We start from the raw sequence: 12,650 nt of genomic DNA, 5'->3' as shown, positions 1-12,650 counted from the left end.
AAACAAGGTCAGCATATATGACCTTAAATTTGAAATAAATCCAATTAAATCTTAATATTTTAATTTATGCATATCTAATATGTTAAAATGGAATTGTTTAAATTATTGAATATTTAAGCTACGAAGCATTAAATGTTCTCAAATATTATTGAAATTATAATCTTATCAATAGTTCAGGGAATATCAGAATTTTTACCAATTAGTTCATCAGCTCACTTGAATATTGTTGAGATAATATTTGAGTTTAATTCTAACTCACTAATGATTGATGTTAGTCTCCATCTTGGCTCTTTACTTGCAATAGTCTTTTATTTTAGAAGAGAGTTATTGGACCTTAGAAATAATCAGAAGTTATTATCTTTATTAATTATTGGCTCAATACCAATTGTAATAGCTGGCTACGTAATCAGCTCCACAGGTCTAGTTAACCTATTAGAAAACAATTTAAAGATAATCGCTTGGACAACATTAATTTTTGGAATTATCTTATATCTCGCAGATAAAAGTAAATTTGATAAAAAAATATCATCTAATTTAAATTTTAAAACAATACTATATATTGGTTTGTTCCAAATACTTGCTTTAATACCTGGTGTGAGTAGGGCAGGTATTACAATAACGGCTGCAAGACTTTTTAGATTTAATAGATTTGATTCAAGTAAAATTTCTTTTTTACTAGCTATACCTGCTATAGCTGGAGCAAGTGTGCTACAGTTAAAAAATGCCATTGGTCAAAGCTTTGAGCTTAACTATCTTGTACTAATATCAATCACTCTTTCTTTTTTATTTTCTTATTTTACAGTTAAGTTTTTCCTAGATTATATAAACAAATTTTCTTTGAATGTTTTTGTTATTTACAGAATAATTATTTCAATAATTCTGTTTATAATAATATATAATTAATTTTTTTTTAATATTGGTGCTAATTGTGAAAACAAAACACCAAATAAAATAAATAAACATCCAAATAAATTATTTATATCTAAAATTTGATCTAATAAAATCCAAGCAGCAATTGTCGCAAAAACACCCTCTAAAGAAAAGATTATTGCTGAGGGAGCAGGGGATATATTTTTTTGTGCATATATTTGTAAAACAAATGCAAGACCTCCAGACAAAATTCCAGCATATAAGATTTGAAATTTTTCTTTAAGAATATTGGACCAAATAAAATCTTCAAAAATTAATCCTATAATTAATGATAGCGAGGAAACAATTAAAGTTTGAATCGCACCAATTGTTAATGGAAGATTATATTTTTCTATAATTTTGCCAGTAAAAATAATGTGTGTACTCCAGAAAAATGCGCCTATTATTATAAGTGCATCACCATTTCTAACTGTTGCGCTATAAAAATTAGTTAACAAATAACCTCCCATCACACAAAGAAGAACAGAAGGCCAAATACTCCAGTGAATTGGCTTTTTATACATGAAAAAAATTATAAACGGAACCATTGGCACATAAAAAATCGTAAAGAATGCAGCATTAGCAACATCTGTATAGAGTAAAGCTACTTGTTGAAGTGCTGATCCCAAAAATAAAGATAGGCCTATTAAAATAGCCAAGTTGATAAATTCTTTTTGATTTTTTTGTACTGATTTTGATATTTTTTTTCTTTCAAAAATAAAAGCTAATGGAGCTACTACTAAAAAACCAACAAAAAACCTGACAGCATTAAAAGTGAAAGGGCCAATGTCGTCCATTCCAGTATCTTGAGCTATAAAAGTCGTTCCCCATATGAATGTACATAATAATGCACAAAATAATGATGATGTTTTTGACATTAATATCTATACAGCTAATTTATAAGCAAAATTTTTGCCTAAATTTTCTTTTAGATCATTATTAAATCTAGCTGCTTCAGCTCCATCAATTATTCTGTGATCATATGATAAAGAAAGCGGTAGCATTGTTCTTGTTTCAAATTTCCCATTAATAAAAATTTGTTTTTTTTGTGCCTTGCCTACTCCTAATATAGCAACTTCTGGATAATTTATTATTGGTGTAAAGAATGAACCTCCAATTCCTCCAAGACTCGTAATAGTCATAGATCCTCCAAAAAATTCTTTCTTATCTATTTTTAAATTTCTACATTGGTCACTTACTATTTTCAATTCATTGCTAATATATGAGATGCTTTTATTGTCAGCATTTCTAATTTTTGGCACCATTAAACCATGTGGAGTATCCACTGCAATCCCAACATGAAAATAGTTTTTCATTGTAATTTTTCCATTTTCAATATCATCTATTGAAGAGTTGAAACTAGGAAACTTTTTTAAAGATGCAACTAAAGCTTTAACAATAAAAGCTAATGGAGTAATTTTTTTTCTTTCCCCTGTATACATGTCAGTAAGTGAAGTTCTAAAATCTTCCATTTCAGTTATATCTGCTTCATCATGATTTGTGACATGAGGTATTGTAGTCCAAGAATTAACTAAATATGTAGAGGCTAATTTTTTAACTCTAGGCATATCTTTAACTTCAATTTCACCAAAATCAGAATGAGAATATTCACTAACAATTTTTTTTGGTTGAACTTCGGTCTTATCTGGAGCTTTATTAATTCTAGAGGATATAAAATTTTTTACATCATCTTCCACAATTCTTCCCTGTCTTTCACTACCAACTATTTCATTAATATTAACCCCAAGTTCTCTAGCAAATTTACGTACTTTTGGGCTTGCAGATGAAATTTCTGAATTATCTTTTTTTATTGTATTTTGTGCTGGATTGACTTTTGCAATTTTTTCTACTTGATTTTGATTTGTAACTTGTTCTGCTTCTTTAATAGTTTTTTGTTCTATTTTTTTTTCTTCTTCTCCAGACTGTTCTATAGTTAATATTAAATCACCTTCTGAAACCCTATCTCCCACTTTAATTTTAACAGACTTAATCTTTCCATCAAAAGAAGCTGGTATTTCAACACTAGATTTGTCACTCTCAATTGTAATAAGTGGATCATTTTTAGAAACTGACTGGCCATTTGAAACTAGCACCTCAATTACCTCAACGTCTTTAAATTCACCAATATTTGGTACTTTAATCTCTTTATCTGACATCTTATAGTTTTGTTGGCATTGGTTTGCTGCCATCAATATTATACTTCTTTATGGCTTCTTTAGCGTATTTAGAAGCTATCAGTTGCTCTTTTGCTAACACACTCAGTCCATAGGCAACAATATGCTCTTTATCAACTTCAAAAAATTTTCTAAGGTTTTTTCTAGTGTCACTTCTTCCATAACCATCTGTCCCTAAAGAATAAAAACTTTTATTAGTATAAGGTCTAATTTGGTCAGAATTCATTCTCATATAATCTGAGGCTGCCATAATCGGTCCTTCAGTTTTTCCTAAACACTGTTCTACAAATGAAACTTTTTGTTCTTTATCAGGGTTTAAGAGATTATATCTTTCAACTTCCATGCCATCTTTTCTCAACTCATTAAAGCTAGTAACACTCCAAATTTCACTATCTATCTGATATTCATTTTGAAGAATTTCTGCTGCAGACATCATTTCTCTCAATATTGTACCTGAGCCTAAAAGTTGAATTTTTGTTTTTCCATACCTATTAAATTCTTTAATCTTGTACATTCCTTTAAGAATTCCTTCTTCACAATTTTTATCTTTTGGCATTCCTGGATGTGAATAGTTTTCATTCATGGTTGTGATATAATAAAAAACATTTTCATTTTTTTCATGCATTCTTCTCAAGCCTTCTCTAAAAATAACAGCTAACTCATAATGAAAAGTTGGGTCATATGTTACACAATTTGGTATCGTTGAAGCTATCAAGTGACTGTGTCCATCTTGGTGTTGTAATCCTTCACCAGCCAAAGTAGTTCTTCCAGCTGTTGCTCCAATTAAAAAACCTCTGGCCTGACTATCTCCAGCAGCCCATGCAAGATCTCCTATTCTTTGAAAACCAAACATTGAGTAAAAAATATAAATTGGAATCATTTCAATATCATGATTCGTGTAAGCTGTTGCAGCTGCAATCCATGATGACATTGCTCCAGCTTCATTAATTCCTTCCTCTAATACTTGTCCACTTTTATCTTCTCTATAAGAGCTTAACTGTGCAGAGTCTTCAGGTTCATATTTTTGACCTTCATGAGCATATATTCCTATTTTTTGAAAAAATCCTTCCATGCCAAAAGTTCTTGCTTCATCAGGAATAATTGGGACTAACCTCGGTGAAACATTCTTGTCTCTTAGCAAATTTGTAAACATTCTAACTAATGCCATGGTTGTAGACATTTCTTTTTCACCTGTTGATACTTTCATAAAATCAAAAATATCTTTTGCTGGTGCTTTAATTGGCTTTGCGTAAGTTGTTCTCTCTGGCAAAGAACCCCCAAGGTTCGTTCTTCTTTCTTTGATGTATTTAATTTCAGGAGATTTTTCGTCTGGCTTAAAATACTCTACATTTTTTACTTGATCGTCAGTCAAGGGCACATCAAAACGATCTCTATAATATAATAAATCGTCTACGTCTAATTTCTTAGTTTGATGAGTTGTGTTAACACTTTCGCCTGTTTTTCCCATGCCATAACCTTTAATGGTTTTAGCGATTATAACCGTTGGGCTGCCTTGATTTTTTGATGCCTGATCATATGCTGCATAAACTTTATGAGGATCATGACCACCTCTATTCAATCTCCAAATATCTTTATCTGACAAACTAGAAACTAGCTCTTGTGTCTCTGGATATTTTCCAAAAAATTTTTCTCTAACGTAAGCTCCATCTCTAGCCTTCATTGCTTGATACTCACCATCAACAGTTTCGTTCATAGCTTTAACTAAATGACCTGTTTTATCATTAGCAATCAGTGAGTCCCAGTAAGAACCCCAAATTACTTTAATTACATTCCAACCAGCTCCTCTAAAACTTCCTTCTAGCTCTTGAATAATTTTTCCATTACCTCTAACAGGTCCATCTAATCTTTGAAGATTACAGTTTATAACAAATATTAAATTATCCAGTTTTTCCCTAGAAGCTAACCCTATAGCACCTAAAGACTCAGGCTCATCCATTTCTCCATCACCAAGAAATGCCCAAACTTTTCTACCTTCATCTTTAATTAATCCTCTATTAATTAAATATTTCATATATCTCGCCTGGTAAATTGCAAGCATAGGTCCTAATCCCATTGACACTGTTGGAAACTGCCAAAACTTTGGCATCAACCAAGGGTGTGGATATGAAGAAAGTCCCCCTGGTTTTACTTCTTGTCTAAAACTATCTAATTGTTTTTCATTTAATCTGCCTTCTAAAAATGCTCTAGCATAGATGCCTGGTGCACTATGACCTTGAAAATAAACTAAATCACCACCAAATTTATTATTTTTAGCTCTCCAAAAATGATTCATTCCTACATCATAAAGTGTTGCTGCAGATGCGAATGTTCCTATATGACCACCTAATTCAGGAAATTTTTTATTTGCTCTCACAACCATGGCTGCTGCATTCCATCTAATTAAAGATCTAATTCTTCTTTCAATGTTCTGATCTCCATTGGACTTGACTTCTGCCTCTGGTGGGATTGTATTTATGTAAGGAGTGTGTTGTGTATAAGGAATATTTGCACCTTCTTGATATGCTTTGTTGATTAATTCTTTTATCAAAAAATGAGCTCTTTGATTTCCATCTTTTTCAACAACTGCAGATAAAGACTCTAACCAATCTTGTGTCTCTAATGGATCAATATCATTTTCATTTGTAACTTGAATTATTGTTTGTTTTTTTTCTGGGGCTGGACTTTGTTGACTAGCTTCTTCTTTTTTTTCATTCTTTAAAACAGATTCTGCTTGTTTAATAATACTTTCTGTATCTTTAGGAATTGGCTTTTCTGAAGGGCTTTCTTTTGAAGACTCAATACTTAATAATATGTCTCCTTTAGAAACTTTATCACCCACTTTAATATTTACAGATTCTATCTTGCCAGAAACTGTTGATGGAATTTCAACACTAGATTTGTCACTCTCAATGGTAACAACAGGATCATTTAAGTTTATTTGATCTCCAACTTTTACTAAAAGTTCAATGACCTCAACTTTTTCAAATTCACCAATGTCCGGAACAAGTAATTTTTCACTCATTATTTTAAATCGATTTATACACTTAAAAAAAACTATATCTCATGTTATTTTAGCACAATAATAAGCCTTTTTGTGCAAACCTGTATTTTTATTGAACAAAAAACTTTAAAATTAACAAATAAATAAGAAGTTAATTTCTCTCAATGCACATGGCTATTCCCATTCCACCACCAATACAGAGGGTGGCACAACCTTTGCTTTTATTTCGTCTAATCATCTCATGAATAAGAGTTACTAAAATTCTGGTTCCTGAAGCTCCAATTGGATGTCCTAATGCAATTGCCCCACCATTAACATTTACAATCTCTTTAGGAATTTTAAGATCTCTAATTACAGCAATACTTTGAGCTGCAAATGCTTCATTTATTTCAAATAAATCGACATCTTCTCTCCTCCATTCAGCTTTTTCTAAAGCTATATTAACAGCTTGAATTGGACCTAACCCCATCAACGAGGGTTCAACACCACAAGTTGCCCAAGAGACTACTTTAGCTAAAGGCTCTATGTCTCTATGTTCTGCTTCATCTCTAGACATTAATATAGTTGCTGCCGCACCATCATTGATTCCTGATGAATTTCCTGCGGTGACTGTTCCATTTTCTTTGAAAACAGTTTTTAGTTTTTTTAGATCTTCTAAATTTAAATTGCTTCTTGGATGTTCATCTTTTTCAAAAAGAAAATTTTTATTATCTGTATCAATCTTTAATTTGATCAGCTCATTTTTGAATCTATTTTCATTTATAGCTTGTTGAGTTTTTTCTTGAGAATTTAATGCAAATAAATCTTGTTCATCTCTAGAAATTTTATATTTTTCTGCAACATTTTCAGCAGTTATTCCCATGTGATAATTGTTAAACGAGTCTATTAATCCATCATTGATCATCGTATCTACTAACTTATTTTCATCTAGTCTTTTATCTTCTCGATAAAATATAGCATGTGGTGCTCTAGACATATTTTCTTGTCCACCAGCAACTATAATTTTATTTTCACCTAGTTTAATAGACTGATATCCTGAAATTACAGATCTTAATCCAGATCCACATACTTGATTGATTATATGTGCAGGTTTTGAAACTGGAATTCCAGCATGAATAGAAGCTTGTCTTGCTGGGTTTTGTCCTAGCCCAGAAGTTAAAACATGTCCCATAATCACTTCATCAATATCGTCTGATTTTAATTTTGATTTATAGACAGCTTCTTTAATAGCTAATGCACCTAATTTATCAGCACTCAAATCTTTTAAAGATCCTTTATATGTGCCTATAGGTGTTCTTAATGCAGCTGTAATAACTACATCATCTAGTTTTTTGGTCATTGCTAATACAACATAATATTTTATAAGTTAAATTACATTAAAAACTTTGATATACTGAGTAAATTATTTAATTAAGGACCGCTGGCCAAATTGGATAAGGCGCTCGGCTACGAACCGGGAGATTCCAGATTCGAGTTCTGGGCGGTCCACCAAAAAGGATAAATAAAAAAATGTTAGATTGGCTACTAAAATCATCTCTACAAAAATCAGTTATATATTTTTTTATAATTGTTTTTATAATCTTATTAATTTTAACCTTCATATTATAAAAATTATGAGTAATGAATTTGAACAAATAAGTATTAAATCTGGTTTTATGAAACACAATGGTGGTGTTTTATTTAGAACTATGTCTGAAACAGAATATGAGTTTAAATCTATAATTAATGAAAACCATTTGAATAATGCAGGAATAACTCATGGTGGTTATTTATCAGCCTTAATTGATGCAGGTGCAGGAACTGCTGCACACAGAGCGTCAGGTAATGCACCTTGTGTAACCATTTCATTAGACTTAAAATTTATTGGTGCATCTAAAGTGGGAGATGAAATCACCGGTTTTACAAGAATTTTAAAAAAAACAAATTCACTAGTATTTTTGTTTTGTGAACTAAAATGTAACAATAAAATTATAACCTCTGCTTCAGGTATATGGAAAATTTTAAAAATAAAATCTTCTAACTTAGGTCCAGGTGGTTAATTTTTAATAATTTTATAAACTTTAAAATGAGAACTTTTCTCTAATGATTCGGTCATGTTTTAACCTATTTTTGTTCTTTATGGACAACAATATATGGTGGAGTAAAAATTTAAGGTACCATCAATAGAAATGTCTAAAAATAAAATTACAGCTGTTCTTGGTCCAACAAATACCGGCAAAACCTATCTTGCAATAGAAACAATGCTTTCTTTTGATTCGGGAATGATTGGATTTCCATTACGTTTACTTGCAAGAGAGGTATATGACAAAATTATAAAAAAAATAAGCTCTGATAAAGTTGCATTAATCACGGGTGAAGAAAAAATAATTCCTCCTAATGCAAAATATTTTCTTTGCACAGTAGAATCGATGCCAATCAATAAGCATTTAGATTTTGTGGGTATTGATGAAATACAAATGTGTGCAGATCATGAGAGAGGTCATATTTTTACTGATAGATTGTTAAATCTTCGTGGCGAAAAACTAACGATGTTTATGGGATCTAGCACTATTAAAAATATAGTTAATAAATTGAATGAAGACACTGAGTTTATAAATAGAGAAAGACTTTCAAAACTTACTTATGTAGGGCATAAAAAAATATCAAGAATAAATAGAAAAACTGCAATAATAGCTTTTTCAACTGAAGAAGTTTATGCAATTGCTGAACTTGTACGTAGACAAAAAGGTGGAGCAGCTATTGTTATGGGCTCTCTAAGTCCAAAAACCAGAAATGCACAGGTTGAATTATATCAATCAGGGGATGTTGATTTCCTAGTTGCTACAGATGCAATTGGTATGGGAATTAATATGGATTTAGAAAATGTATATTTTTCAAACCTTAAAAAATTTGATGGTAAAAAATTAAGACGTCTTAATATGTCTGAGATTGGGCAAATTGCTGGAAGAGCAGGCAGATATTTAAATGATGGTAGTTTTGGAGTGACTGGAGACTGCAAAGATATTTCAGCTGAGGAAGTAGAATTACTTGAAAATCATAAATTTGAAGAAATTAGAATGTTATTTTGGAGAAATTCTAATTTAAATTTTAATAACGCTTTAAGTTTAATTAAATCACTTGAAGAAAAACCCAATAAAGATTGGTTAAGGAAAATACACGAGTGCGGAGATGAAAAAGTATTAAAATATTTTTTAAAAGATATGGAAGGTAACAAAATTGAAAACAACAGAGAAACACTTGAATTACTTTGGGAGTGTTGTCAAATTCCAGACTTTGTGAAAAAAACATATGGAAATCATATTGAAGTTGTTGGCAAGGTATTCAATTTTTTAAATAGTAATTATGGTAAAATTACCAATGATTATATGAGATTACAGTTGATGAAATTAGATAAATTAGAAGGAAATGTAGATTCTTTGTCAAATAGAATTGCAAATGTTAGAACTTGGTCTTATGTTTCCAATAAAATTAATTGGGTTGAAAACCAAGATTATTGGATAGAGAAAACAAAACTATTAGAAGATAGATTATCAGATAGACTACATGAAGAACTTACAAAAACATTTATTGATAAACGAGCCAGCGTACTTGCAAGAGGCTTAAACCAAGATATGGATTTTAAAACTGAAATAATGGAAAACGACAAAGTAATAATTGATGAGCAGTTTATTGGTGATTTAAAAGGTCTAAAATTTGAAATGGACTTAAAAGTTGGGGCTTTAGAAACTGACATTAAATCATTGAAAAAGGCAGCAAGACAGACTGTGGGGCCCGAGCTTCAAAAAAGAGTTCAGTTAATCATAGAAACAGGTCTAATTGAATTAAAAGATGATTTTAAAATCTATTGGAAAAATTTTCCTATTGCAAAATTAGTAACCGGAAAAGATTATTTAAATCCAGATATACTTTTAATAGTAGATGATCTTTTAGAAAATAATGACAAACAAAAATTATCAGAATTTATTGAAAAATGGGTTAATGAAAAAATTAATTTAATACTAAAAAGTTTAATTGATCTAAGAAATTTAAAAGAAAGTAACTCATCCATTAAAGCTTTAGCTTATCAATTGTATGAAAACAATGGTGTAGTTAAAAGAGAAATGGTTACCGAATACTTAAAAAAACTTGGGCAAGATGAAAGAAAAATTTTAAGAGACTTAGGGGTGAAGTTTGGGCGTTATCATATTTTTTTATTCAAACTATTAAAACCTGAAGCAGTTTCTTTAAGAACTTTATTATGGAAAAATTTTAACCAAAAGTATTTTGAGTTGACGCCACCTACGTTTGGTTTAAATTTTTTAGATGACAAAAATAAAAGAAATAAAAAATTTATGCTTTTATGTGGATTTGAAAATTTTGATAATTATTTTGTTAGAATTGACATCTTAGAGAGATTATTTATGCTAATTATTAACGCTAGCCCCGAAAAGGATAAAGAAATTAAACTAGTACCAGAGATGCTTAATTTATTAGGATGTAGTAAAGATAACTTTAAGAAATTGATTGAAAAAATGAATTATAAAACTTTAGAAAAAGACAATGATATGTATTTTAGATATAATCCAAAAAAACAAATTAAAAAAACTTTTAAAAAAATAGATACTTCAAACAGCCCATTTAAAGTATTGAAAAACTTAAATTTGAATTAATGATTAGCTTTTTTAAAAATAAAGAAAAAAATGAACCTCAGGATAACTCTTATTCTAAAATTGCTGCCTTGCTAATTCATGCAGCAAAAATAGATGAGGCTTATGAAAAAAAAGAAGAAGATATTATTAAAGAAACGCTTATTGATTTAGGCGCACCGGTCTCTGAGATAGATAAAATTATGTCTGAAGCAATAATTGTTGAAGATAACTCAAATCAAATATTAGATTTTACAAGAGAAGTAAAAAATGTTCCAGATTCTGATAAAATTAAAATAATTGAGTCATTATGGAAAATAATCTATTCAAACAATAGTGCTGACATTTATGAAACAAACTTAATGAGAAGACTCTCAGGTTTACTATATGTGGATGCCAAGACAATGGGAGACTTGAAGTTAAAAGTAAAAAGTGAATTGGGAAAATGACATACGTTGTAAATGATAAATGTATTAAGTGTAAACTAATGGACTGCGTTGAAGTCTGTCCTGTTGATTGCTTTTATGAAGGCAAAAATATGCTTGTAATTAAACCCGAGGAGTGTATAGATTGTGGCGTTTGCGAGCCAGAATGTCCAGTAGATGCGATAGTAGCAGATACTGAGTCTGGGAGCGAAAAATGGCTTGAACTAAATACAAAGTATTCTGAAATTTGGCCAAATATAACTATTAAAAAAGATCCTCCAGAGGATAATGAAAAATATAAAAATGAAGAAAACAAGTACGACAAATATTTTAGCGAAAATCTTTAAAAAAACTCCTGAGAAAAAAGTAAAAAAAAAAACTAAAGCAAAGGTAGCAAAAAAGCCTACGCTTCCTAAAGCTAAAGTTGTAAAAAAAAAAATTCCAGTAAAAAAAACTAAAACAATAAAAGCAACTCCAACTAAAATTAAAAAAAATTTAAAAACAGTCTCTAAAAAAGCTGTTCCAGAAAAAGTAGAAATTAAAACTGATAATTTAAGAATTTCAAAAAGTAATGAAGTTAAGCCTGAAATTAAAAAGGTAAAAAAACAAGAAACAGAAAAAAGAGAATATAAAGTTAAAGATTACGTTGTTTATCCAAAACATGGCGTTGGCCAAATTACAGAGTTTAAAAAAATTAACATTGGTGGAATTGATGTTGAAACTTATGTTCTTAAATTTGAAAAAGACAAAGCCAATGGTATGGTTCCTGTAAATAAGCAATCTCATCTTAGACCTCTTGCAACAATAAATCAGGTCAATAAATGTATATCTATTTTAAAAAGCAAGCCAAAAATTAAAAGATCTATGTGGAGTAGAAGAGCACAGGAATATGAAGCAAAAATTTCTTCAGGCAAAATCTATGAGCTTGCAGAAGTTGTTAGAGATTTAAATAAAGGTGACGACTTAATGGTTGATCAATCATACAGTGAAAGACAGTTGTTTGAAAAAGCTTATGAAAGAATTTTATCTGAATTTCAAATAGTGATGGGTATATCATTAGAAGATACCCAGAAAAAATTAGATAAGGCTTTAAAGAGAAATTTGGAGGGCCAAGCAAAAGCTGTGGCTGCACCAACTAAGATTAAAGAACCTATCACAGAATCTGACACAGACTCAGAGCCAATTACCGATACTGAGGATTAAAAATTAGGGCAAAAAAAAACGCCTCTCACACATAACGTTATGAGAAGCGTTTTTTGAAAAGTCTAAGATACTATCTTTTTCTTTTCTTCGCTTTTTTAGCTTTTTTAGCTTTTTTCTTAGTCTTCTTTTTAGCTTTTTTAGCTTTTTTCTTTGTAGCCATCTTTAGCTCCCTGTTTAAGTTAAACGAATCAAAGTGATTCGTTGTTAACTTATTTTTATTTTTTTATACAAGTGATGTCAATTCATTAATTAATTGGCAAATTATAAATTTATTTTTTAAAAAAAATTTTTATTTAAAATTTTTGTTATGTAA

Annotated in this window: 10 protein-coding genes and 1 tRNA gene; 7 read left to right on the top strand and 4 right to left on the bottom strand. The window is 30.0% G+C overall.

The genetic code is table 11. The features are described 5' to 3' along the window. Positions 1–132 precede the first annotated feature (132 nt). Positions 133–903, top strand: a complete 771-nt coding sequence (locus SAR11_RS02175) for an undecaprenyl-diphosphate phosphatase (RefSeq protein WP_011281705.1) — start codon at positions 133–135, stop codon at positions 901–903. On the opposite strand, the gene SAR11_RS02170 is transcribed toward SAR11_RS02175, so the two are convergent. From SAR11_RS02170 to SAR11_RS02155, 4 genes are all read right to left on the bottom strand, one after another. Further along, the gene (locus SAR11_RS02170; RefSeq protein ID WP_011281704.1) at positions 900–1,787 is read right to left on the bottom strand and encodes a DMT family transporter; all 888 of its coding nucleotides are present in this window, start codon (positions 1,785–1,787) and stop codon (positions 900–902) included. The genes SAR11_RS02175 and SAR11_RS02170 overlap by 4 nt on opposite strands. A gap of 6 nt (positions 1,788–1,793) precedes the next feature. After that, positions 1,794–3,065: a 2-oxo acid dehydrogenase subunit E2 gene (locus tag SAR11_RS02165; RefSeq protein WP_011281703.1), complete on the bottom strand. Its 1,272-nt coding sequence runs from the start codon at positions 3,063–3,065 to the stop codon at positions 1,794–1,796. Position 3,066: 1 nt separating this feature from the next. Next, a complete protein-coding gene (aceE, locus tag SAR11_RS02160; protein ID WP_011281702.1) occupies positions 3,067–6,105 on the bottom strand; it encodes a pyruvate dehydrogenase (acetyl-transferring), homodimeric type in 3,039 nt (1,012 codons plus the stop codon). Positions 6,106–6,235: 130 nt separating this feature from the next. After that, positions 6,236–7,423, bottom strand: a complete 1,188-nt coding sequence (locus tag SAR11_RS02155) for an acetyl-CoA C-acetyltransferase (RefSeq protein WP_011281701.1) — start codon at positions 7,421–7,423, stop codon at positions 6,236–6,238. 75 nt (positions 7,424–7,498) lie between these two features. On the opposite strand from SAR11_RS02155, the gene SAR11_RS02150 reads away from it, so the two are divergent. The 6 genes from SAR11_RS02150 (at position 7,499) to SAR11_RS02125 (ending at position 12,337) form a co-directional block, all read left to right on the top strand. Continuing rightward, positions 7,499–7,575: transfer RNA gene (locus SAR11_RS02150), tRNA-Arg, on the top strand. Positions 7,576–7,697: 122 nt separating this feature from the next. Continuing rightward, a complete protein-coding gene (locus SAR11_RS02145) occupies positions 7,698–8,123 on the top strand; it encodes a PaaI family thioesterase (RefSeq protein WP_233788033.1) in 426 nt (141 codons plus the stop codon). A gap of 129 nt (positions 8,124–8,252) precedes the next feature. Beyond that, a complete protein-coding gene (locus SAR11_RS02140) occupies positions 8,253–10,733 on the top strand; it encodes a helicase-related protein (RefSeq protein ID WP_011281699.1) in 2,481 nt (826 codons plus the stop codon). Then, complete coding sequence (locus tag SAR11_RS02135; RefSeq protein ID WP_011281698.1) at positions 10,733–11,158, top strand: TerB family tellurite resistance protein; 426 nt, start codon at positions 10,733–10,735, stop codon at positions 11,156–11,158. Before SAR11_RS02140 ends, SAR11_RS02135 begins: the two co-directional genes overlap by 1 nt. After that, positions 11,155–11,481, top strand: coding sequence for a ferredoxin FdxA (fdxA, locus tag SAR11_RS02130; protein ID WP_006997482.1), 327 nt, complete (start codon positions 11,155–11,157; stop codon positions 11,479–11,481). Before SAR11_RS02135 ends, fdxA begins: the two co-directional genes overlap by 4 nt. Beyond that, complete coding sequence (locus tag SAR11_RS02125) at positions 11,423–12,337, top strand: CarD family transcriptional regulator (RefSeq protein ID WP_041185773.1); 915 nt, start codon at positions 11,423–11,425, stop codon at positions 12,335–12,337. The genes fdxA and SAR11_RS02125 overlap by 59 nt, the downstream gene beginning before the upstream one ends. Positions 12,338–12,650: the final 313 nt, after the last annotated feature.

The organism is Candidatus Pelagibacter ubique HTCC1062 (assembly GCF_000012345.1).
GTDB lineage: Bacteria > Pseudomonadota > Alphaproteobacteria > Pelagibacterales > Pelagibacteraceae > Pelagibacter > Pelagibacter ubiqueversans.
This window is presented reverse-complemented; position numbering and strand designations above follow the sequence as displayed.